22 protein-coding genes are annotated in these 24,785 nt (G+C 37.3%); 2 read left to right on the forward strand and 20 right to left on the reverse strand.

Going from position 1 to position 24,785, the window contains the following annotated elements; all coding sequences use genetic code 11:
* Nucleotides 1–287: 287 nt before the first annotated feature.
* The 7 genes from CXF79_RS20805 to CXF79_RS23865 form a co-directional block, all read right to left on the reverse strand.
* The gene (locus CXF79_RS20805) at nt 288–5,093 is read right to left on the reverse strand and encodes a LamG domain-containing protein (RefSeq protein WP_101157624.1); all 4,806 of its coding nucleotides are present in this window, start codon (nt 5,091–5,093) and stop codon (nt 288–290) included.
* Entirely contained in the window at nt 5,094–5,471 is a 378-nt protein-coding gene (locus tag CXF79_RS20810; RefSeq protein ID WP_101157626.1) for a hypothetical protein, read from the reverse strand.
* Nucleotides 5,472–6,176: 705 nt separating this feature from the next.
* The gene (locus CXF79_RS20815; RefSeq protein ID WP_101157628.1) at nt 6,177–6,635 is read right to left on the reverse strand and encodes a PilX N-terminal domain-containing pilus assembly protein; all 459 of its coding nucleotides are present in this window, start codon (nt 6,633–6,635) and stop codon (nt 6,177–6,179) included.
* A complete protein-coding gene (locus tag CXF79_RS20820; protein ID WP_101157630.1) occupies nt 6,625–7,374 on the reverse strand; it encodes a PilW family protein in 750 nt (249 codons plus the stop codon). Before CXF79_RS20820 ends, CXF79_RS20815 begins: the two co-directional genes overlap by 11 nt.
* Nucleotides 7,374–7,961 (reverse strand): type II secretion system protein, encoded by a 588-nt coding sequence (locus CXF79_RS20825; RefSeq protein ID WP_101157632.1) that lies wholly within the window; start codon nt 7,959–7,961, stop codon nt 7,374–7,376. Before CXF79_RS20825 ends, CXF79_RS20820 begins: the two co-directional genes overlap by 1 nt.
* Nucleotides 7,951–8,535: a type II secretion system protein gene (locus CXF79_RS20830; protein ID WP_101157634.1), complete on the reverse strand. Its 585-nt coding sequence runs from the start codon at nt 8,533–8,535 to the stop codon at nt 7,951–7,953. Before CXF79_RS20830 ends, CXF79_RS20825 begins: the two co-directional genes overlap by 11 nt.
* On the reverse strand, nt 8,535–9,038 hold the full coding sequence (locus tag CXF79_RS23865; protein ID WP_101157636.1) for a type II secretion system protein: 504 nt from the start codon (nt 9,036–9,038) through the stop codon (nt 8,535–8,537). The genes CXF79_RS20830 and CXF79_RS23865 overlap by 1 nt, the downstream gene beginning before the upstream one ends.
* Nucleotides 9,039–9,187: 149 nt before the next feature.
* On the opposite strand from CXF79_RS23865, the gene CXF79_RS20840 reads away from it, so the two are divergent.
* Complete coding sequence (locus CXF79_RS20840) at nt 9,188–10,897, forward strand: PglL family O-oligosaccharyltransferase (RefSeq protein ID WP_101157638.1); 1,710 nt, start codon at nt 9,188–9,190, stop codon at nt 10,895–10,897.
* Between the two features lie 194 nt (nt 10,898–11,091).
* Here CXF79_RS20840 and CXF79_RS23870 read toward each other — a convergent pair whose 3' ends face one another.
* The 12 genes from CXF79_RS23870 to CXF79_RS20900 all read right to left on the reverse strand — a co-directional run bounded on the left by CXF79_RS23870 (nt 11,092) and on the right by CXF79_RS20900 (nt 22,704).
* The gene (locus tag CXF79_RS23870; protein WP_101157641.1) at nt 11,092–11,562 is read right to left on the reverse strand and encodes a type II secretion system protein; all 471 of its coding nucleotides are present in this window, start codon (nt 11,560–11,562) and stop codon (nt 11,092–11,094) included.
* Between the two features lie 99 nt (nt 11,563–11,661).
* On the reverse strand, nt 11,662–12,348 hold the full coding sequence (locus tag CXF79_RS20850; RefSeq protein WP_101157643.1) for a type II secretion system protein: 687 nt from the start codon (nt 12,346–12,348) through the stop codon (nt 11,662–11,664).
* 231 nt (nt 12,349–12,579) lie between these two features.
* Nucleotides 12,580–13,068, reverse strand: coding sequence for a hypothetical protein (locus CXF79_RS20855; RefSeq protein ID WP_101157645.1), 489 nt, complete (start codon nt 13,066–13,068; stop codon nt 12,580–12,582).
* Between the two features lie 11 nt (nt 13,069–13,079).
* Nucleotides 13,080–14,306: a type II secretion system F family protein gene (locus CXF79_RS20860; protein ID WP_011045301.1), complete on the reverse strand. Its 1,227-nt coding sequence runs from the start codon at nt 14,304–14,306 to the stop codon at nt 13,080–13,082.
* A 53-nt stretch (nt 14,307–14,359) separates the two neighbouring features.
* On the reverse strand, nt 14,360–16,072 hold the full coding sequence (locus CXF79_RS20865) for a GspE/PulE family protein (protein ID WP_011045302.1): 1,713 nt from the start codon (nt 16,070–16,072) through the stop codon (nt 14,360–14,362).
* A gap of 8 nt (nt 16,073–16,080) precedes the next feature.
* Nucleotides 16,081–17,292: a tetratricopeptide repeat protein gene (locus tag CXF79_RS20870; RefSeq protein ID WP_101157647.1), complete on the reverse strand. Its 1,212-nt coding sequence runs from the start codon at nt 17,290–17,292 to the stop codon at nt 16,081–16,083.
* Nucleotides 17,289–18,191, reverse strand: a complete 903-nt coding sequence (locus CXF79_RS20875) for an ExeA family protein (protein ID WP_101157649.1) — start codon at nt 18,189–18,191, stop codon at nt 17,289–17,291. The genes CXF79_RS20870 and CXF79_RS20875 overlap by 4 nt, the downstream gene beginning before the upstream one ends.
* A 54-nt stretch (nt 18,192–18,245) precedes the next feature.
* Nucleotides 18,246–20,060, reverse strand: a complete 1,815-nt coding sequence (gene mshL / locus CXF79_RS20880) for a pilus (MSHA type) biogenesis protein MshL (protein ID WP_232769270.1) — start codon at nt 20,058–20,060, stop codon at nt 18,246–18,248.
* A 20-nt stretch (nt 20,061–20,080) separates the two neighbouring features.
* A complete protein-coding gene (locus tag CXF79_RS20885; RefSeq protein WP_101157653.1) occupies nt 20,081–20,455 on the reverse strand; it encodes a hypothetical protein in 375 nt (124 codons plus the stop codon).
* Nucleotides 20,448–21,140, reverse strand: coding sequence for a hypothetical protein (locus tag CXF79_RS20890; protein ID WP_101157655.1), 693 nt, complete (start codon nt 21,138–21,140; stop codon nt 20,448–20,450). Before CXF79_RS20890 ends, CXF79_RS20885 begins: the two co-directional genes overlap by 8 nt.
* Complete coding sequence (locus CXF79_RS20895; protein ID WP_101157657.1) at nt 21,140–21,742, reverse strand: PilN domain-containing protein; 603 nt, start codon at nt 21,740–21,742, stop codon at nt 21,140–21,142. The genes CXF79_RS20890 and CXF79_RS20895 overlap by 1 nt, the downstream gene beginning before the upstream one ends.
* Complete coding sequence (locus tag CXF79_RS20900) at nt 21,739–22,704, reverse strand: hypothetical protein (protein ID WP_101157659.1); 966 nt, start codon at nt 22,702–22,704, stop codon at nt 21,739–21,741. The genes CXF79_RS20895 and CXF79_RS20900 overlap by 4 nt, the downstream gene beginning before the upstream one ends.
* A gap of 238 nt (nt 22,705–22,942) precedes the next feature.
* Between CXF79_RS20900 and CXF79_RS20905 the strand changes: the two genes are divergently transcribed.
* Complete coding sequence (locus CXF79_RS20905) at nt 22,943–23,920, forward strand: 1-aminocyclopropane-1-carboxylate deaminase/D-cysteine desulfhydrase (RefSeq protein WP_232769271.1); 978 nt, start codon at nt 22,943–22,945, stop codon at nt 23,918–23,920.
* Between the two features lie 64 nt (nt 23,921–23,984).
* Here the strand turns inward: CXF79_RS20905 and CXF79_RS20910 are convergent, their stop codons facing one another.
* Nucleotides 23,985–24,740, reverse strand: coding sequence for a type II secretion system protein N (locus CXF79_RS20910; protein ID WP_101157663.1), 756 nt, complete (start codon nt 24,738–24,740; stop codon nt 23,985–23,987).
* Between the last annotated feature and the right edge of the window lie 45 nt (nt 24,741–24,785).

A 24,785-nucleotide genomic window follows, 5' to 3' on the forward strand; every position in this document is an offset into this window, starting at 1 on the left:
TACTAATTAAGTAGACGCTGTCAATGTGCGAAAAGCAGATCGGATAATGATACCTCAGAATTTATCTAATGTGTTGCTTTTTTTACAATAAAAAGTAAAGAAAAAGTAAAGAAATATTTGGTCGCTGTATTCTAGAAGAATTTGCTATAAAGACGGGAGAACAAAGCGCTTTATTCGAGGAAGAAGTGAAAAAGTATTGCTATTATTATCCTTCTTCTTCACTACTACGCTTTTGAAGATTTATCTAATTTTATTTTCTTTTAAGTTCAGCAATTAAGTGGACTCATTTAGCGAAGAACCTCTCGTTGATAAATAATGCGATCATTTCCGCGGAATAAACCGAAGGTAGCTATCCCAAACGGATTGTCATTGTACAAACCATCAACATCAGTAGACGTAAATGGGCATTGTAAATTATCAACGTCTGTAGCCCATTTATATTGTAACCAAGGTAGAATACTGTAACTAACACACACTTGCCCTGTGTTACTTACTCCTGGCGCATCAAGAATTATCTTACGTGTTTCTCCTGGAGGAACTTCAGTAATAAACTTACCATTAACAACGTTAGTCTCAGGTAAAGTTGAAGATAAATCGATATTGGTGATGGTTACTTCTTTTGAATTATATGGTGTACAGTAGTCATCCTCAGCCACTTTGTATTGACCATCTTTAAAATAAGTCACTGATAATGATTGTTGTAAAGGTGATGTTTCTGGACCATAACTATTTTCAAGCTGAGCACGACCAAAGAGGATGGGTACTCCAGTTGGGCTTAACGTAAGGATAATCCCGTTAGTATCAACGCCATCAGCATCTTCTGTAGAAATAGTATCTTCATCAATAATTGAGACCATTGATAATCTTATGTCTGAAGTAAATTCATTTATTTCACTGTTTTCTTCATGTAAGTAGACAAAATTGTCAGAGTTGGCATAAGTATAAGTCGTTTTTCCATTGTCATCCGCCAAAGTTGCATCATTTATGTTTGCTAATAACCTCACTAACTTATCATCATCTTTGCCTAGTCGGACAGCATCAGTATCTGGCGCTAGTGTAGTTGAACCAACAGGTAAGGCTACCGTTAAGCGAGCAAAGCTTGTTAGCGATAACTTATAAAAATCACCAACATAATTTTTTGTAAGAGCATCATTTTTATTTCTCGCTTCAATCTCGAACTCAGGGTTTAAGTTAGTAAAATACCTTAATGCCCCTATTGTAGTTATAGATGAAGTTCCACTATCCCATAACATTTGACCACTAAACACAAAAGGTAAGCCTGTAAGTGGTTCATCAGCGTTTGGTATAGCTTCGCAAGATCCCATTAATGCACCGTTATCTTGTAAAGTTACGGTAAAGTGGTGAGGAGTAAAACGCCCTACATAGGGCACGAACCCTTCAATATTTTCGCCACTACCTATGTAATTCTCTGTTAACGCCTGCAACGATATAATACCAACTTCGTCGTAGGTCGCTGTATCGACTTTAACTCCAGCGCCAAAATTACCACTATCACTAACGGTTAAAATGCCAGGTGTGACCGAAGATGGCTCAACAAGTGTGTGAGTTAAGCTTTCTAACTCAATCCCCGTAAAGTTTTCTGTGGTGACATTAGTAGATGAGTCTTCGCCTTCATCTGCTAAACCATTAGCATTGTCATCATCACCGAGTTTCCAAGCGACTGCCCTCATACTTATTTTAATATCTTCTCCTGCAGCCATGAAAACATTATTCGATGGTAGTCCACTTTGCGCTTTAGGGTTTACTTTATAATTTGTGTCACCTGTGGGTAGGTTGTTATCAATAAACATATCAAAAGCAAATGGGCGTACTATAATTGGATTAGAAGTACCTTTTATGAAATCTCCTGAAGGGTTACCCTCATCATCTGGTAATTCATAACGCGCATTTAAAACAACAGAACCTGCATCAGGGTAAGTAAAAATATACTCTGCACTGTGCTGAGTAATACCGCCAAAGTCTAACGGAACGGCTATAAATGGTAAGCTATCAAAAACGGTACCAGTGATGGCTGTGCCGATATTTTGACCTGAAATATTAACCAGTTCAGTTCCTGTACCAGGTGATTGATAACTTGCCGCCATTTCAATAGATTCACCCGTGATCAAAAGTGGTGCACAAGCACCGGTTGCATCATCAGTTTTAACCGCTTCAATTTTGAAGGTATCCGCATTAAAACCAATATTTGAAGGTTTCCCTGAAAGCTGCACGGGTAAAGTTAAATCCCCTGAGTCAGTAACAAACCTAAAACCCGCATCGGCAAAAGTAACATCACATAAGGTAGGAGAGCCATTTAAACATTCAAACGTTTGATCTAAGCTTAATGACACGACCTCAGCTTTGGTATGAATATATTCAACATCAATTTCACCACCAACAATTGTGACATTTTTAGTTAACACATCGCTCATACTATCCGAGACGGATAACACCACATCGACAGCATCAGGGTTTAAAATACTACAAGATGGATCACTGCAGGCACGTAATTTGATAATATCTGGCTCACAAGTTAAGCCTTGCCCATTAAGCATATTTATTTCAAAGTGATCGATTGACGACGACGGACAGCTATTGGTAAAGTCTTTAAAAATTCCACCAAGAGCCAAACCACCAGCACGCTCATTAATATGAGTAGTGTCCATATCTCGGTCACCGTCTTCTACAATGCTGAAACCAACATTAGTAGTAGAAATTGTACAACGTTTTAGCCAGCCACCATCACCACCAGAGCGAGTGTTTTGACTAGCAATCACTAAGGGGCTATCGACATAACTATCAGTTAAATTGAAGCTTCGGCAAGTATTGATACCTGTAATATTATTGCCGGTTCGAAATGATTCGTAAGTAATTTCAGAAGTTAAGTTCCCCTGAAATCCAGAGGAAATGGCTATGTAGCCGATGGTTTCATCGCTACCGATAGTGCCAGAGTTTGTTTCTCCTCTTTCCAAAGCTATCTGAAACGCATTGTTAGTAACGTTTCTGACAGTAGTAGCCAAAAAGGGATCCGATTCAGGGAAAGGGCCTGTTAGGTTTGCATTGTTAGGTTCATTATTCATGGTTTGAATGGAAGCAATAATGGCTGGTGTTTGGGTAAAACCTAGACCTGCAGTTGATATGGTTTCCCAACCTCTACTATTACCACTAAATGCTCTGCCTTGAAACGTTGAAGTAGCTAAAGAGCTTACCCGCATCTTCGCTCCGCCATCTAAATCATAATCTCCCTCTACTATAGCCAAAAAATCGACAGTTTGAGGTAGGTTACCCGCAGGGGGGTTGGGGTTGGCGTCTTCTGGTGATTCTACCTGAGCAATATCAAAGCCATTTACAGTAACATTGCGGATTCTCAGTGCCAGGCGATCAGCATTACTAGCAGTATTAGGCAAACTAAATACTACTGGAACAACCGAAAAAGGTTCATCAAAACAAACATGCGTAAAGGAGGGATCATCTGCAGTATTATTTAAGGTCACTCGTCCTGCCACTAGTTCAATCGAGTTACAATTTACAGCATCCCTGATTGAACCGTCATAGTTCTTCTTAGCTAGTTGATTGTTATAGATTACTGATATATTTGCGGCGGTTAATGCTTCATCATAAACAAGGAACTCGTCTAGTGGCGCTCTAAACCCTTGTGCTTCACTACTATTAATATCGTCAGAAGAAGTGCCTATGTACTTAAGCGTGCCTGATGGCGCATCAGCAAGAGTTTCTTCTAAAATACCATCAATATAAAGTTGTGTTTGTCCTGCTGAATAAACTAAAGTTAAGTGATGCCAATTACCATCTAAACTGCCAAAAGAATAATTACCTGAAGTTGAACTTGAACCATTATAAACACCCCATTTCAATTCATTATTTCTATCAATGTATAGTAAATCACCGCCGTTTTGCATAGCCCCTAAAACAAAAATGGGATTACCTAAATCTGACGTGGGCTTTTTGAACCACGTTGATACAGAAAAATTGGTAGGTAATGGCACCGAAGTTTCAATATGATGATCTGCATTTGATATATCAGTAAAACGTTCAATTTGTCCATCAGTATTGGTATTAACATTACCAAAAGATTGACCTGAGTAATCTCCCATTTGATCAATTACATCACCGTTTATCCCTGTATAACTACACTCGTCAAGCCGGTAATCTAGGATGGGTAATAATTGGGGTGTAATTGTACCAATACCGCGGCTATCTCCAATAATGGCATTAACAGGGTTATTAAGGTCAAAGTTAAAATTCCGCGTTATTTGGTCACCAACTAAAATCGTTTCGATGGGTATAGTTGCACTGTTGAAACCTGCTGGAATTGTTAGTCGAGTACTAGATACTCCACTGTAATGAGTTGGAGACTCTGCAGTGTTATCAGATGTTTTATATTCAATATTAATATCATTTAAACTGTAACTTGGGACACCGGAAGCATCTTCAATTGAAATGACAAAATGTTCACCTTCCCCTTGCATTACAGAGTCATCTGAGACGACTAAGTAAGGATTATTTGTCGGAGGAGTATTACCCTCACCAGGTGTTTCACTATTATTAGCACTAAACGCTATCCAAGAGCCTATACCATCAGGGGATCTATTTAATAATTTTGTTCCTGAGTTTGTGCCTGGAATAGGAAAAACATACGCTAAGTCATCATAACTACAAGTCCCTTCAAAATCTTGCGGGCCTGCTCCTACTTCAATGTAGTCAATAAAGTCATTACTACCATCTATTAATGAAAGGTCAAAGCCATTGTCAAAATCGATTAAGTTAATATTAAAATCATTTTTGTCAAAATAAACCCATGGCAAATTACTTGTATTTGCGCTCGATAGTGGCAAGGTCTCACAGCTAGCGTTGGTACAAATCTTCACTTTCCATGTGTTATAAACTGCACTTGTTACAGAGCTATCCAGAATTTTAACTTCCAAATACCCTCTACGCTGATTGTTATTACCATTCAACTTGGCAAAAACTTCATTTAAAGTCGCATGCCCTATATGCTCAAATGAACAATTTGCAAAAACATTATTCGTTAGAATAGAAAGAAAAATAAGCATCAATACGCGAACAAAGTTCATTTATAAACGCCTCGCTTCAACTTGAATGGTACGGCTACTTTTCACTATAGACTTACTATCAATTTCCATAGAGCAACTGCCACATTTACCTTTACTTACTAACCGATAGTATTGAATCACTGCAAGCGGATTTTCTGTGTCTGAATAATAATTATCACATGTTGTGAAGGCTTCACAGTCGTATAGTCCGGGGATATCATCACCTATCACTGTTTGAAAGTCATAAGAAGCAACGTTGGTAGCATTACAAACACCTGTGGTTCTTAGAGGAAATAGAATTTGTAACTCAGCCTGCATAGCCGAATTAGCGGCCATATAAGAACGAGTGTCTAATATTTCTTTTGAGGCTATCTCACTGCCTGTTGAAATCATACCCATAAAAAATCACCTAAGACAGTCAATATAATCATCACAAATAGGGCTAATACTAGAGAGTTACCTTGCTGATTAATTATGCTAGGTATATTGAAGGGCGCTTTATTTTCAGGAAATTGTGAGAGAGGGTTAGACATATTGGCGTTAAGGCTACAATTCATATGGCAGAAGTTCATACAAAGGTAACGCTAAGCACTTATTTTTGCAATATAAAGCATAAAAAAAGCCCCGTAGAACGAGGTTTTAATTAATTTTTTTTACTGAATAAACTATTAAGGAATAATTAGAATACAGCTTTTCTCATCTTAGTTTGTAAAGGATAAAGGCTGTTGCAAAAATAAGGACAGTTAAAGGCTCTCGAATTGATGCAGGATAACACCCAGCGACAAATTTTCTCTTATATAAAAAGTGTATTGCGGACTAAAAGCATCCCAAATTTATTGAATAACTAGAAAAGCCTATTCACTACTCACAAAACCAGAGATAAAATCGTTCACCGTTGATGAATCTACAAGACTAGCATCAGAATTTAAAACTGAAGAGGCTGAATTAGAACGCCATTATTATCAGTAAATAGAACAAAGTTAGTTCATTCTTTAAAGTATTAATCCATTGACTGCAAGTTTATGAATTTAAATGTTGGAAAAGGTTATACAATTAATAGATTGCGAGAAATGTATAAATAGACACTAGATGCCCGAAAAATAATTATTCTAAACGCCTAGCTTTAATTTCAATGGTTCTTGAAGTAAAAACCCCTGCGAAATTACACTGACCCGTACTGGTGATAGTATAATAGGTGATTTCGTCAACAGTAGGACCAACGATGCACTCTACATCCGAAGTTTGACAGTTTTCTAACCCTTCAATCATAAAAAAATCATATGATGCGGAACCGGAGCATTGACCAGTAGTAGGAGGGATAGGAGGCGTATTAGTATTCAGAGGAAATAATTCACTCAGTTTTCTTTGCGCTCCCGCTTGAGCGGCTTGATAAGCTCTAGTGCCAATGACTTCATAAGCAATTGTTTCTGAGTTAGAGCTAATCATACGCACAAGCGCTGCTCCCAACAAGGTAGTCACAACCATAATAAAAAGAGCAAGCACTAGTGCACTACCTTGCTGTTTCTTTGATGTTCTCATTTTTATTGATGATTTACGGAACATTTAGCACCTGTATTTCATTATTGAAAGTTACTTGTTCATTATTTTTTTCAAACCTAAAATGTATTTGCACCATGGCGTTACGCTGCAAAGTCGCAGGTTGTATCTCGAATGGATTGGTATTACCTATATCTTGTGCCATCAAAATACCATTTCTTGTTAGATTTCCTTCCAGTAAACAATACAAAACCGTATCATTTCCGTTAATAAAATAAAGCCTTTGGGTCGGAGAATCTTCAGTAAAATGTGTCGCTGTACCATCATTTATAACAATAACCCATTTATTAAGAGTGTCGTCAACAATACGCTCAACATCATGTACTTTACCGCTACTATCATCATAAACATCATTCGGATTTAACGGATAAACAATTGCCCGCCAAGTGTCCACAAGAGTCTCCTTAAAAGGAATTACGCTAATGTTATTCTTAGCCGTATCCGGTTGTACTGGTATATCTGTATAAATAGTACTTTCTATAATAGGTGTGAACTCTAAACATCGGTTTAAATTTGTAAGCTGTAGACTGTTAGGTAGCGCATTTCTAACATCTCTATTTAAGCGTTCAACAGCAAAACGCGCCGAAGATACTAACTGGTCTCTGGCTGTTGTTTCAGTAAAAATTTGTGTTGAAAGTCCAATAAAGGTACTAATCCCCGCAGCAAGCACTCCTAAGATGATAATAACTACTATCATTTCAATTAAGGTAAAACCCAATGATGCCTTTCTTATTCGCTGCTTCATCAGAAATTCGCTCTATAAGTTGAAAAGCTCATTAAAAAATCAGTGGGCGTAGTAATGGTTACTGTAATTAACTTAGCTGCGGATATTGCTCTTGGTAAAGGTGTCGTAGGGAAACTACCATCATAATTTGCATCATTACGAACACTAATACTCATTGAATAACCGATATATAAACTTAACGGTTGTCCTTGTGAGTTTTTAATTTCTTTTTCGTCATCCTCATCAGGGCCATATTTCAAACCATCGTAGTCATCAACATCATTGAAAGTAGCTCTTGTTTCTTTAATCCCTGAAACTGTTTCTGGCCCCATATCAGTAGAGCAATCTGGAGCATCAGTCTCGCCACAACGAAGCCGTCCTCCTGCCATGTCTGAATTATTATCAAAGGCTTTATTTTGAATTTCATTCAGTACTGACTGTGCTAATTCAGCGGCTTTAACTTGATGTAATTGGTCAGCACTTTGCTGTGCAACAGGATGAATAAGTGTGGTGAGTACAGAGAAAGATATCGCTAAAACAACCATACCTACAATAGTTTCTATTAACGTAAAACCTTTTTGGTTAAAACCATAACGACTAGATAGCATGAATATAACCCTCGCGGTTTATTTCAATTCTTAATAAACTTTCACCTTCCACTGTTAGTATAAGTTCACATAAGGTATTTTCATCGCCACAGCCTGGAGCTTCAGGACGCCCTAAAGAAGAAAATGAAAAGCTGGTTAAACCGCCAGAAAGCGTAAAGCTAACACTATGTTTGCTATCAACCTCAACTCTGGTGGTCTCACCTGCGTAGCAAATTGTTTTGCTGTCTGATGTGTAACAGAGTTCAGGGCGATCTATGTTAGACGTTCGGCATCTTTCAACTGCACTTTCATCCGAAACAGTATCCTGCAAGCCTATGATAGAAGGGGTAGTTTGAATATGAACTTGGTGGCAAACTGCGTCAGTAGTTTGTTGCATTGAACGTAGCTGAATTGCTCTTAATTTAGTGATTAACTCATCACGATAAGTGAATTCTTCGAAGCCGTTTGAGGTGAGAAACTTTGGCAGCACTGTTACCGACATTATTGATATCAGCAGAATAACAACAATCAACTCTATCAGAGTAAAACCTAACTCTTTTTTATGGTTAAATTCATATAAATTGCCCTTTATCATTAAACACAATCATTAACTTTAAAAGTGGGACTTTTACCCGGACCTTCTGATATAAGATAAACTGCAATACAAGCATCATCGATGCTAGTAGGTTTCGCACCGATATCATAATCATCATCAAAATAAACAATCAAAGTAACATTGCTTGCACCTAAAGCAGTATATTTATATGTATCGCCAGTTTCAAGTGGAACTATCCTTTCAAAATGAAAAGCGTCTCCAACAGGGTAGCCATATGCAATAGGTAATTCACCACCATTAACAGAGTCGCCTATATTGACCGTGTTTGATAAGCTAAATGCTTCCTTATGATTACCTTTAACAATTGACTTGCCATAAACAAGTGCTGCAGCACTTTGCATAGCAGCTTGAATTCCATACAAAGTGGAAGTTTTTGCATCTGCATTTAAGTTCATGAATTTAGGAGCAGCCGTTACAGCTAAAATGCCTAAAATAACAATCACTACTACTAACTCAATTAAAGTAAAGCCCTTATTATTCATCGTGTATCTCTATTGAATTTCGCATGCTGTTAATATAAATAACAAATTTAGTATCAACAAACTTATTACCAAAAATATAATTAATATATTACAACACTTTAGCTATAGATTGTATACTCAATCATCGTATTTTATTGCTAGCATTGATTTTGACTTTATTACCTTATTTTAAATTTTTTCTTGTGCTTTATTTTATCGTGGGCATGCACATCATTTTAGATACTCCTGGCGGAGTAGGATTATACTTTTCCTATAATATTATTGCTTGGCTAATCACCTCTATACTTATCGCTCTGGGCCTTTGGCAAATTACTCTAAATAAGAAAATTTACTATAGCAAAATGCTATTATGGCTAAGTTTAGGTTGTGCTTGTTTAATCATACCTATTTTTTATAATTTTGAATTTACCGACCATGCTATTCCTCGAACTTTAGCCTTGATAGGTGGGTTACTGTTTCTTTTCTCTCTTTATCAATTTCAATTATCGAAACTTGAAGCTTTGCGCTTACTTGCAATTATTATGCTAGCCACTGTTATTGAAGCTAGTTTTGGTTTAGTACAATTTTTTTTATTCGAGGAGGGTGTTTGGGGTGGTTATATTGTGGGTAGCAGTCGACCACACGGTGTATTTTTGCAACCAAATGTTATGGCAAGCTTTATGGCTACCGGCTTGGCTATTACTTTGTTTCTTTCAGTCCAGAAGAACCTATTTAAAAATACATTAGCTATTAAATTCCTTATTGTTATTAGCCTTTTTGTTAGTTGTTTTTTACTTGTTTTATTGCAGTCTCGCACTGGTTTTGTTGCTGCAATTGTTGTGATAGTACTTATTACACCTTATCTTTACCAAATAAATAAAAAGCAATTAGTCATTAACTTTTCCATCATCGTAATAGCAACACTAGGTGCATTTATAAGTCTTGAAAACTCTGATACGCCTATTCGTGGTCAGCAGGTGTATGAAAATGTCGGTGCTCGTGATGTTATATTTGTTGTCAGTGCTGATATGGTAAAAGAAAAGCCGTTATTGGGTTACGGTTACGGCAGCTTTGAGCGCAGTTTCATTGATCATTTCAATACCTATGCGGTTGACCACCCAGATATAGGCAAGACTATTACTCGTTTATCACACCCACACAATGAAGTACTTTTCTGGGTGGTTGAAGGCGGTATTGTAGCTTTAACTGCCTTTATATTTTTTACTATTGGTTATATCACTACTTGGCTAAAAATTCCTCACAAACAAAGTCTAGCGTTATTAGCCCTGATATTTCCAATACTCTTGCATAGCCAGTTGGAGTTTCCTTTTTATAGCTCAGTTAGCCATTGGTTAGTATTTTTGATTATGCTTTGGTTAGTAGACATATATGCATTAGCTGAAAATAAAGAGTTTAACTTTATCACTTGTCCACAAACTTTTTTAATGCGCTTTTTTGCCCTGTTAATTCCAGCTATTTTCATTCCTTTTTTAGTAACTACTTTACACACTGCAAACATTCTTGTTGCACATGAGAAGGATATTACCAGTTCAGAATCCCTAAAGCATTTAAACGATATCATCAACCCCATTGCATGGCAAAGTCGTTTAGATGCCGCTGTTTATTCTCATATACTCATTTCAGGATTACGTGAAAAGGATGTAAGTAAATTAGAACTCTATTTAGATTGGGTATTAAGACGGATCAAACATAAACCAAGAACATCTCTTTATTCAAACGCTTTACTCGTGTTAAAAACTCTTAATAGAACCAAGCAATATCAGTTATTGCTTAAGGAAGCAAAACGAACTTATCCTCAAAAACCTGAGTGGCAAGATAGTGTGTTACAACCAAGGAAAGGTGACAAAACTCACCAGTAATAGAAAGACACTCTAAGACATAGCTCTTGATTATGGTCAATAAGATCGTGGTAGTTGATATGCCTTATTAGTTTTATCTATCTGGCGAATAATCTTAAAAGGATGTGTTGAACAGAATACCTCTTAAAAAGTTATTAATAGCAGACACAAAAAAGCCGAGCTTAACTCGGCTTTAATTGAGTATTACTTAAATATTAACAATCCGTTACAACACTATTAATCACTGGTTTGTTATTTGTATCAACTGCCTCAGTGTAAATGGCTTGACAAGTCGCTGCTGTAGAACCTTTATAAGAATATGTTGCTGCACTAGTACCCGTTGTATCTAAAACAAATACAGAGTCACTAGAAGAAGTGTCAATATCCAGCAACGTGTCTATAGAAGTCTTATTAGGGTAACCGTTCACTAAAGTGATAGTTGTACCCGCAACACTTATATCTCCATCTACCTTATTTGCGATCAAAGCTTTAGCATGAGCCATATCGGCAGCTGAGTTAAGAGAACCTTCTACCGCTTGTATTACTGACTTTTTAGCATCTCCAGTTAAATCAATAAACTTAGGTGCTGCTGTTACCGCTAGAATACCTAAAATCACGATTACCACAACTAATTCAATTAAGGTAAAACCTTTTTGACTTGTTTTTACATTCATACTACTTCTCATGTTTCTTCCTCAATTTACGATCAAAATTAATTTAACTTAGTTTAAAATACTTAATTAAATACTGTACAAGATGTATACACCAATAAATGATATTAGTGTTTACGATTTATCATTAATATAAATAATTACCGAGCTATTAGCAGGCTGATAACTAAAACTATTACCAACAGCTGTTAATGGTGATGGCGCAATATAATTACCATCACTGTTGCGAGCTAATGTTTCTTTTAAGTGGTAATGACATAAGGTAGTTGCGCCACTACCCGTAACATTTGCCAAATACCTATAACTCTCATCATCATTAATGTCAGTAACATTACTAGCAATAAGAGGTGGTTGCTGCAATAAGCTATTCCATACAGAGATACAATCAGCTATAGCCATAGTCTTTGAGTTTATTCCTGCACCGCTATTAGTCCCGACAATATAACCAGGGCTAATAGTTGGCGATGTCTCTCTGTCTTCACTGGTTAAATAAACAACGGTACCATCATAATTAACCATGTTGATATCATTGGTATCTTTTGGGCGAGCTTCGACCTCCCACTGAGAACGTGCTAATGACACACCTGTAGCAAAACCACCTGCCATACCTTCTATATTTGCCTGTTTAGCTTGTTCAGTTAAATCGACAAACTTAGGAATCGCGGTTGCGGCTAAAAATCCCAATATAACTACAACAATAACCAATTCAATTAAGGTAAAGCCCTTTTGCTTAAGTACACGAACGGCTGTCTGTTCCTGACTAATTAGGGAAATCCTATTATGGGAAATGATTTTTATCATTGAGATAACCTTTTTATATCTGTTGATGCATCAGTTTAAACTTCATAGACTTACTCTATAAACGTTCGCTTCAAATTACATAGTAAACTGACCTGAATACTTATATTAACATTATGGACACTTGCAAACCATTTTTCAATGTTAAATAGTTGTAATTACTTGTACTTGCTAAATAAATTTTCTATCGAACTATTTATTTGTATGACCTTAATTTATTCATTAGCAAATTAACTAACCCTGCTTTACTTTACCTGTGTCACTACGGTAATCAAAATATTGCCCATTAGCAATACTATAACGACATAACCGACCGTTTTTAATAGTGTTTTTCTGAATTTCGATTGCTATTACTTTTGATTTAACCACCTGTAATGGTATGGCTAATGTTTGCTGCCAAATTTTGTTGCAGGCCAAGCTAGAATGCTCACTATCAACCCAACCCATCTCATTAACGTGAATAGATTCTTTTACATTACTATTGAGTCGATTTAACACCACTGTATGCGGCTGTTTATCCATAAGCCATTGCCCATGTATCACGTTAACTTTACTGGTAAAGCTTTGTGCTAAGCCCACAAAGGCCGTATTAGTAATCTTTGCTTGTTGGCTAAAAAACACATCGACTAACAGCTTCATCATGATAGCAATGATTACTACAACGATTAAAAATTCAATAATTGAACGTTGCTTTTTCTCTGTATAGTTTGGTGCTTTTTCCATGAATTTTTCTACTACCCCTGCATAGCCGAGGCCATATCCCACATAGGGGTAAAAATACCTAGTGCTAACACGAGTACCATAGCAGCAACGACCACTAAGAGTAGCGGCTCAATTCTCGCCGTTAGCGTTGCCAAGTCATAATCAACTTCTCTTTCATAGTAATCACCCACCTCGGTGAGTAATTCATCAACTCGACCAGTTTCTTCACCTACAGCCACCATCTGCAATACTAACGGCGTAAATAAGGCACTAGCTACAGCTGAGCGCAATAAGCTTTCTCCACTTTCGATACCTTGACGCATGGCAGAAATTTTTTCCTGCATGTAACTATTATCAACGGCTTCTGCCACTAATGTTAATCCCGTAGTCATAGGTACACCCGCTTTTAAAACGATGGCAAAACTATGTGAGAAACGCGCTAAAATTGAACGTTCGATAATACTGCCGATAATAGGGATTTTTATCTTACGTCTATCCCACTGGTATCGCCCCTTCTTTGTTTTAAGGGACTTCCTAATCATAATTAAAACCACAAAGATGCCAAGTAACATGTAGTGCCAATAATTTATAAATAAATTTGAACTGGCAATAATAAATCGCGTAGCAAATGGTAGCTCAGCTCCTAAACGAGTGAACATATTGGCAAACGTTGGGATGACAAAAATATTTAAAATGACCATAGCTGCAGCTATAGCAATTAACACCATACTGGGGTAACGCAATGCAGCTTTAATACGTTTACGGGTGTCTAATTCACGTTCAAGATAAGTGGTTAACTTTAGAAAAGCTTGATCTAATTGACCGGTATTTTCCCCTACATGTACTAGAGAGACAAAAAGATGGTCAAAAATTTTAGGGTGTCCATTTAATGCTGAAGAAAAGGTATAACCACCCTCAAGTTGCTTTCCTATATCAGTTAATGCTTTTTTTAACGAGATCGAATTCGCTGATTCAACCATGCCATTAATTGCCCGTAATATAGGTACGCCCGAACGCATTAACGCATACATTTGTCGACAAAAAACTATCAGTTCCTCTAATGAAACCCGACCATTATTGAGTAACTCAAAGACATCTATACTCGCAGCATTTCCACCTGTTTTCGCTGCGATAATAGAAATGGGAGTAATACCCTTTTTAAATAATTTTTCTGCAGCAATATCTACATTGGCAGCATCGATGCTGTCTTTCACTTGGCTACCGTTGGCATTTCGCCCTGTATATTTAAATGACGCCATAAAACTCTCGATGCTCTAACATACGTTACTTGCTTAAATGTCTATTTAGCTGATTAATTAATATCTATTGTTTCAACTAAACGTAATACTTCTTCGACCGTGGTAATACCTGTTGCCGCATAATCAAATGCTGCTTTTGCCAGTGGTGTAAAGCTGGGGTTTTCTTTAGATAGTTTCGCAAACAACTCACTATCATTACGCTTTAATGCAGCCATCATGCCTTCATTCATTTCAAGTATTTCAAAGACACCAATTCGACCTTTATAACCAGTATAGTGGCATGTTTGGCAACCTTTACCTTGCATAAACTGAATGTTTTTCGCCCTCTCACCTGCTAAATTCGTTAGCCAAAAGAGTTCTTGTTCATCCGCTTGGTATTCTATAGCACATGAGTCACAAACTCTTCGAACAAGTCGCTGAGCTATAACTGCACGTAATGCACTACCCACTAAAAATCCCGCGGCCCCCATATCAATCAGACGTAAAGCACTAGTGATAGCATCGTTGGTATGCAATGTTGATAATACTAGATGACCTGTTATGGCACCTCGCAAGCCAATTTCAACCGTTTCTTGATCACGCATTTCACCAACCATCATGATATCTGGATCTTGACGAAGTGCTGTTCGTAAAACGCTAGAAAAGGTTAAATCTATCTTAGTATTAATCTGTACTTGGTTAATACGGGGCAAACGATACTCAACAGGGTCTTCCACTGTGATAATTTTTTTACTGGCTTCATTAAGTTCGCTCAAAGCAGCATATAATGTCGTTGTTTTACCACTACCTGTTGGTCCTGTAACTAAAACCATTCCGTGGGGGCGATGAATTTGCAGGCGTATACGTTTAACAATATCTGCCGGCATCCCTGTTTGCTCAAGTGATAACAAACCCGCAGATTGGTCTAATAAACGCATAACAACTGATTCACCATATTGAACAGGCATAGTAGACATACGAACATCGATGTTATGACCACTAATATCTAAATTGAAACGACCATCTTGTGGAATACGTTTTTCTGATATATCAAGCCCCGCCATTAACTTAAGACGCAACACCATGGCTGAAGCTATTTTATTTTCTTTGAGAATTTTTTCTTGTAACACACCATCAATACGTTGACGAATACGTAATTGATGTTCTTCTGGTTCAATATGAATATCCGATGCTCGCATTTGTACCGCATCTTCAAACACTGATTGCAGTAACTTACCTACGGTCGCATCGCCACCTTCATCAAGAAAGGTTGTTGCGAGGTCAAAACTAGACGATTCTTCATACTCTTCTTCTAGTTGGCTAGCAAAAGATTCAATTTCAGCAGTACGACGATATAAACTATCGAAGGCATCAAAAATCTGAGATTCCATGACTACCGCAAGCTCAATGCGCTTAGGCGACAACATTCGCTCTAACTGATCTAAGCCACTTAAATCCGCAGGATCACTCATCCCTAATAATACTGAAGCGCCTCTATCTTCAATAATTAAAGCTCTTAAACGCCTAGCATGAACTTCTGGTAATAAACTCGAAACAGCCGGTGATATTTTAAATTGAGAAATATCCATAAACGGCACATTGAGTTGCTGCGCCAAAAACTCTAATAATTGTCTTTCAGATAAGTAATTTAGCTCAATTAATGTATCACCGAGTTTACGGCCCGTTTGCTTTTGACTAGATAGCGCTTGCATGAGTTGATCATTGGAAATGATATCTTTATCAACCAATAAGTCACCTAAACGCATCTTTAATTTGGGAGCTGCCATAATCTGTCCTACTGTCCTATTACTTGTAAGCGTTGCTTAACAAAGTTTTCTGAAGAAACTGATAAATCATTTTTTGTTAATGCTTTTTTATAAGCCATACTGGCCAACTCAAACTGGCTGTTTTTATCGTACAAAACGGCTAAACCTAGCGACCAACGGCCTATATCCGGTTTCATTGCTATTAACACTTTATACGCATCAACGGCTATTTTATTTTGTTTGGCTTGCTGTGCGGTATTTGCCAGCATGACTTGATATTGCTCATCTTTTAATTGAGCAAGAGGCTTTAATGTATTCAGCGCAGCCGTGAATTGCCCTTGCTTTAAATGAATGCGAGCTTTCATTTGACGTAAACTGCTGTCTTTACCATTTAAGGCAATGCCTTGTGACAATAAATTCACAGCATCTTGATAAGCTTGACGGCCAAACCATAAAGCCGCCAGTTTTTTACGTGTTTGACTATCGCTCGGCCTGATAATGACTACATCTTCTAGTAGTTTTTCGGCCTTCTCGATTTGCTTAGCCGCTAGTGCTTTTTCAGCGAGGACTAATTTTTGCTCTGCTAGTTCATCCGCCGATAATTGACGTCGTGACACCGACATTTTATTTACTTTTGGCTTAGGTTTAGCTTTGACGATATCAACAATGTCATGGCTATGACCTGAACTATCCCCCGAATGACTATGGGTATCCGCTATAATTTTTGCTTTCTTTGCTGGTGTTACTTGGCTAGCGCTGTTATTTACCAAAGGTTTTGTCGTTATTAACTTGGCAGTAGTCTCAGCACTGTTATTTGATAATACTTTATCTACATCTGTTGGTTCAGCAGTTTGACCATTTACTGGTGCTATTTCCTGTTGATCATAAATTTTAGTGACATGTACGTTTATTGGATCATTCTGAACGGTATTTTCGTTGCTGTTTATTTGCTTAGACGTATTAATCTGGCTACTTATATTTTCAGGTCTATTTTTTGCTGAACTCATTTGAACGGCATTAACTTTATTCGTTATTTTTTCAGCTTTTAATGCGTTATTTTCACTAATTAATTGCCAAACATAAAAACTAAGAAAACAAACGGCTAACACACAAAACCCAGTAACGAGTACTATTTTTATGGGGGAATGGGCTACTGCAACATTACCTGACTGAGTAGCATCGGTATTAGACTCAGGACTGCGTTGTTCTAAATCCTTTAACATCTGATTAATAACACTCATAACTTAACCACCAGCGCATAATAAGCTAACAACAAAACGCTCAAGCCTCCTAAAAATGAAAAAGCCAATAAGCTTACTTTTGAGCTTTGCTCAATGCTTTCAGTATCTTTTACCGCCGCTTTCAGTAATTTCATTGTCATTTTGTAATGTCCCTGACCATAAGCAAGCATTAACATTTTGTGGCACAATACATTCACTAACCGTGGAACACCTTTGCTAACTCGAGCGATACTTTGGCATATTTTTACAGGAAAAAGTACTGATCCCTTATACCCCGCGACTTGCAATCTATGTTGAATATATTGCTGTACTTCGTTTGCATTCATTGGTCTTAATTTATACGCAAAAGTAATACGTTGTCTCAATTGTCTAAATTCTGTTTTGGCTAAACGCACATCAAGCTCTGGCTGGGCAAATAAAACTACCTGCAATAACTTACGTGTTTCTGTCTCTAAATTAGTAAACAATCTCAACGCTTCTAAGCTATCTTCAGGTAACGCCTGTGCTTCATCAAGTATCAGCACTACCGAATGTCCCTGACTATGTAATTCTAACAAACGTGTTTGAATGCGCTGAGTAAGCAATTGCACTGACATGCGTTGCGCTTGTTTAACGCCAAGTTCTACGGCAACAGCTCGTCTTAATTCATCAGGGTTTAAATAAGGATTTGGAATGTAAGCCGTAACAAAGTGATCTGGTATTTCATTAAGCAATTTACGACACAATAAGGTTTTACCCGTACCTACTTCGCCAACAACTTTAATGAAGCCTTCGCCTGTTTGCAGTGCTGTTGATAGCACTGCTAACGCTTCATCATGCATAGCCATTGGCAAATAAAAATTTGTATTCGGTGTTAAGGTAAAAGGTAACTCACCTAAGCCAAAATGATATAAATACATAGAAAATCGACTCAGTGTTCTCGTTAAGCTAACTCAAATAAAAAAGCCTTACGCTTAATTATCATTACTAGCTGCATTTTGTGCAGCCATTTGGCAAACACCATGCTCTGTTGCATATTCTGCATCAGCACATTGCGCTTGGCATTCTTGCGTTAGTGTACCGTCATCTGATAACTCGCACGCCTCAACCTCTTCTGGAAACCATTTTGTTAACAAACTGCGCGCGTCTTGTAATTGGTTTTTCCAAGTATCTTGACCAACAACAATGGGCTTTAGCATGATAACTAATTCACGTTTTTGCGATTTTTGCGACTTGTTTTTAAATAACTCACCAAGATAAGGGATATCACCTAATATCGGTGTTTTAGATTCAATATCAATGTTATAGGTTTCAATCAGGCCACCAATAACAACAACTTCCCCTGAGTTAGCACGGATAATGGTATCTGATTCGCGAACGCTACTTTGTGCTAGTGGCAATACCAGTGTTGTGTCACCAATTTTAATAGTTTTGCTTTGTTCTTCAGTAATAGTCACTGAAGGATGAACATGTAAAATAACACTGCCGTCTTTACTAATTTGTGGTGTGACGTCTAGTGCAATACCCGAGAAAAATGGGGTTAATTCAACCTCTGGTGTAGTCGTTGTTGAAGTACCGGTCGTGGTAGTGCTGGAAACCTCAGTAACAAAATACTCATCTTCACCTACTTTAATAACCGCTTTTTGGTTATTAGTGGCAGTTATACGCGGACTAGAAAGTACTTGAACATTGCCTTGTGTTTGTAAAAGTTCAATAACACCTGAAAAATCGCTACCACTCGTTTGTTTACTAAAATTTATACTATTAACACCACCGATTGTGTTTGAAATAACATTACCGACAACATTACCTGTAGTTGAGTAAATAATGTCAGCACTACCGACTTGATCAAGCACTTTGTTCCACTTAATCCCCTGTTGGAAATCATCATTAAGAGTCACTTCCATTATCTTCGCTTCAATAATGACTTGGCGATGTAAATGGCTTTCAGTAGCTGTTATAAACTTCTTAACCGCGGTAAGCTCTTGTGGTAATGCCCGCACTGTCACTAAACCTGCTTGAGGTGAAACAATCACTGAACGACCTTCCCCAGTGCCAACGAAAGCGGTTAATGATTCTTTCAATTCATCCCAGAAATTAGACTCATTTTCGGTGTACAAGTTTATGCCACTATTTTGGTTACTCGAGCCATTATTACCACTTTGATTGTTGTTACTGCCGCTATTACTATTATTGCCATTATTACTGCCGTTACTACCGTTACTGCTATTGCCACTGTTGGGATCGTTTTCAGAAACACCACCAGAATTGATAGTAGTACTAGATGAGCCAAAACGTTTTAGGAATAAGTAATTTAGTGCGATAGTTTCAGTACGTATGCCTGGAGGGAAAACTTTTACAACATTGCCACGGCGAATAATTTCATAACCATATACATCTTCAACGACGGTTAAGGCCTCTGATAACGTAACATTATTCAAACTTAAAGATATTTGTCCCGTAACCTCTGGATGAATAACTACGTTATAACGTGAGCCTCTAACAATGGCTTGAAAAAAGTCTTTTGCATCAACTTCAGTCGCTGAGACCTCCAAGCGTTTTTCAGCTAACATGCCTTGCTTAGCCTGATCCATGTTATTTAGCATTAATTCTTGCTGTACTGAATTTGGTACTTGCGTTAATGCCTTTGGTCCATTTAAACGTTTAGTTTCTTTGATCGACGCATCTAAATCTGCTTTTATATCTACAGGATCATTCGGCATAGATTGACAGCCTACTAAGGCAAAGAAAAACGCTGACAAAGCAATGTTTAATTTTAGTTTATTCATAGGGGGACTTGTTTTTATCATTAGTTAGCTACCGTATCTTCTACGATGTTACTCTTAAAACCTTTACTCTTAAAAACGTTAATCTTTAATCGTTTAGATTCGCTACGTAAGATCACGCTATGACTGTTAATTGCAGTGATGCGATACTCACCTACATAGTCAAACATTTTATATATTTTGCCATTAATAACCGCAGTATGAATACCATCACCATGGATGATTGAACTCAAAACAAAGCCAGCATCACTCTTTAATGGGTTATTATTGCCAGAGCCACTTGCACCAAATGGACGGGTAGGGTCAACATCAGCAGCTAAGCTTACCGAGGAGGCTAAGACTAGTACCAGCGTGGCTAAGCTGATACCTAACAATGAATTAAAGTGAGTTTTAAACACCGATAAACTCCTTTTTCAATCCTAAACTATAAATAGTTATGTCGACTTCACCACGCGGGTATTCTTTGACTTCAAATTTAAAGTCTTGCCAAAAAAACTTCCACGTTAACTGTTCTAATTGTTGTAAGTAATTACGTAACTGAAAATATTTACCCGACAATTTAATCTTAATGCCATGTTTATATAAATTTAAACCAAGTTGTTCGGCTGTAGGTGAATGGTTTCCTGCATCAGCACTCGATTGCTCGTTGTTTAGATTTAATAAAGGTTTAGCGCCTATTAATTCAAAGGAAAGTAACGATACACCTGGCTCTAATTCAAGCAATTTAAGTAAGGCTTCACGCATTTCGCTAGGACTAATGAGATCAGTCGTTAAAAGCACTAGCTGATTATCAATATTGGCTAGCTTTGTTTCAAGTTGAGCAATTTGTTTAACCGTATTGACATTAGGATCTTCTTTTAATGCTGCTTGATATTCTTTAATAGAGAAGTTAAGGGATTGATTACCTGATGTAATCATTCGACTTTGCTTATCAAATGAGGTTATTTTGGCGCTTTTATCATCAATAAAAAAAGATGAGATAATAAAAAATATGGCTACTAAACCTGTCGACAATACTAAAAATTGCTCTCTACCCGTCAATTGAAGAAATTTTTCACTGTAGCTTTTCCATTGTTTTTTCATTAGCCTTTCCCCCCTGATGGCAAGGAGCTAACAACAAACTCGGTAATATTCTGCTCATTTTTCGAAAGTTTAAACTGGATAAATGCCTTACCTGACAATAATCGAGACTGCTTAAAACCTGCTAACCATGCGGGTACCGCCTGAGGAGTTCGGGCTAGTCCGGTAAAACTCATATTTTGAGCATCAATACTGATGGTTTGTAATCTAATATCTTTATGATGCATAGCAGACAAATCATTCATCGCCATAACAAAACCTCCGGCAAAGGTCTCGTTTGAGTCAGTGAGCTTATTCAATAACGCATCTTTATGCTGCATAACCAACTTCATTGTATCGAGATCTCTTTGCAATGTTGGAGATACCTGCCTATTTTTCAATTGTGATTCTAATTGCTTAACAAGTTTTTGTTTTTGTTGTTGCTCTTTTAACAAAACATTATATGTTGCCGCTGATTGATTGTAATTTAGTTCAGTAACAACGACCCAAATCAACATAAGTGATAACAACCCTAACCAAACACCTACGACTCTTGGCAGTGTTAACAACGGTTTTTCGGGGAAAAGTTCAGCTTGTAATAAATTAATATTATTTTTAGTTGTCATAAATTTACCCCCGCTAAAACTTCTGCTTCTTTATCATAAGGGACATTATCTAAACTAGCGCCAATAGCCGCAGCGTATTCTCTATGTTGATGATACGGTTGAGGTAATTCCAGTAAACTCACTGGTACAATTGAATTCTCTGCTAACTTTTCAATAAATAAATTTTCTAATTTAATAGGTAGTAGCACTTTAATTTCTTTTATTGGTGCCTGTTTTAACTGACGTTCAAAATAATCTGTAGACCGCTGGATTTCTAAGCCAATATCATCAATAACTGAAAAGGATAATTCTTCTGCTGATTTATTGCCAATTTGGGAAAACCCACGTAAGCGACGTTGGAAGAATATTTTATTCTGTTTAACAATTAATAAAACAATTTCTTCATTGGGCTGTTGGCAAACTAATAAATTAGCATCACTTTTCGGCGCTAATAAGTTAGCAAAAGCAAATTCTTGAGTAGTGATTGCATTGACTTTCACTGCACCTTGTTCTGTAGCTTCCACGAGTTTTTTTAGTTCATCTAATGATGCGCAAACGACATTGATTTTTTCTTTTCCGCCAGCAAGAATGGGCGCATCATAATAATCTAACACCATATTATTAGGTGAAATACTCACCAAGTCTTTAATTTGCCACTTCAAAGCACTGTTCATTTCAGCGTCAGGTAAGCTTGGTTTGTCTATTTGCACTATTTGAGACTGTGCTTCGTTAAGTACTAAGCAAGCATTTCCTTCAAGATCACTTTTATTATGCAGTGCTTGAATGGCACGGGGAAAATTAGCAGAGTTAGCTTTTTCGTGTTCAAAGATGACTTTTGCTTCCGTTTTTTCGTCAACTACATGATCAGATTTTTGCTGAGGAATTGAGCACAAGGAGACACCCTGATGCTGAAAAGCAATACCAAGACGCTGATTTGAATTATTTTTTGAAAAAAGTTGGCTAATTTTCGTTAAAAATGACATTTATCGGCAATATCGCTCAAAGCTAAAATTATTAACAATACTACCCTTTGTTACATATGGAGGGCAAGCATTACTAATCATGATTAACTAAGTTTATTAGTCATTTATACTACTAAGAGGATTGTGGTTAATTTGTGCATAGAAATTTAAAAAAATGCTCTGCCAACATAATGACAGGAAGAAAAGTCATGTTAAAGACTGTTATCGTTTATAATAACTCCCAACATGTTATTAATTAATGTTTCAACAAATATTTATGCATAAGCCATTGTCAATATTACAAAAATTAGAACATCCTCTCTTTGATAAATATAACCTTGATGTTCGAGTTAAGCGTGATGATTTACTGCACAACATCATATCAGGCAATAAATGGCGCAAACTAAAATACAACCTAGAGCAACTTAAAACTAATGATTACCAAGGAGCATTAACTTTTGGTGGTAGTTACTCAAACCATATTCATGCTTTTGCTTACGCATGTAAACAGCAGAACATCCCCTGCATCGGTGTTATTAGAGGGGAAGCTAACTATACGAATAACTTTACATTGAGTTGGGCGCGGCACTGGGGCATGCAATGTCACTTTGTCGATAGAAAGACCTATCGTCGCCGTTTTGAGACAAACTTTATTGATGAACTAAAAACACTATATCCTAATTACTTTGTGATTCCTGAAGGTGGCAGTAATTCACTTGCTATACCAGGCGTTGCCGAGGTGTTGACTGAATTAAATAGCCAAGTAGATTTCGATACCTTAATCACCCCAGTAGGTAGCGGAGGTACGCTAGCAGGTTTAATTTCGGGAGATAGTGTCGCCAATCAGAAACAACATAAAATTTTGGGTATTGCTGTATTAAAACAAGCGGAATATTTAGTTGATGACATTAAGCGCTTGCTTACTGAAGAAGCTCAGAACCATGAGAACTGGAAGTTATTAACCAACTTTCATCGTGGTGGTTATGGCAAGTTTAGTGAGGATGATGTCAAACGAATAATAACATTCAACCAGCAAACCGGCGTATGCTTTGAACCGGTATATTCAGGTAAAATGGTATTAGCTTTACTTGATTTAATAACGCAAGGCTATTTTCAGCCGCAAGAACGCATTGTTTTATTGCACACTGGTGGATTACAAGGACTGGGCGGCATGATAGAGCAAGGTAGATTAGATGCCAATGACTGGCCACCATTAAGCAGCGTTGACAATGAATAAACCGTTAGTAACGTTAGTAACGCTCTCTATATTGTTATAAACAATTTGCAGACAAAGGCAAAAATTAAAACCTTAACAAATAGCGCCCTTGGTTATCTGGTCGGCCAAGAAAAGACAATGCTGATCTTAGTTGCGAAGGAAACTTAGCTCCGGGTTTCAAATACCCTTTCCCTGATATTTTTTGAGTTGCTAAGGTTAAGCCGCCATCAAAACTCAAACCTAAGTTGTTCTTAGGAGATACCTTTGCTAACAAATCACCTTCAGCACAACTTATCTCAGCTGAAAACTTACCTAGTTTAATATTTTGCTCTAAAGCAACCACGCCAGCACGCGACCATGAAACATCACCTTCCGCTTTTGAGCATGACAATTGATTACCCGTGACAATAACTATCTCTGATAAAAACAACTCAACATTTCCTTGTGCACTTAGTGGAATAGGTAATGATAACTGCTTCGCAATATCATTCGCTGACATAAAGAGCTCTACCTCAGTTAATGCAAGCTGCTCAGAAGAAACAGTTAGATTCAGTTTTCCTTCAGGTCCTGACAACATGGCATCACCAAAAGTAACTTGCATACTTGGAGAGAGACTGAACAATGACCAAAAACTCACCGTTGTTTTTACTTTTTCAATAATATTATTATCTATCGTAACCTTTGTAACTTCACCTTGCCAAATGGATCCTGAAACACCTTGCAGTACTATATCTTTAGGTAATTGAGCATTATTAATTACCATTGCTAGCGGAGTATTTGCGACTAAAAATGCGATGTAGCTACTTAAAAAAATTGCCGTAAAGGCAAACCACTTCTTCATGAAAACTCTCAGTTTTTGCTTTAGCTGGTATTAGCTAAGCTAAGT

The organism is Colwellia sp. Bg11-28 (assembly GCF_002836245.1).
GTDB classification, from domain to species: Bacteria; Pseudomonadota; Gammaproteobacteria; order Enterobacterales; family Alteromonadaceae; genus Colwellia; species Colwellia psychrerythraea_A.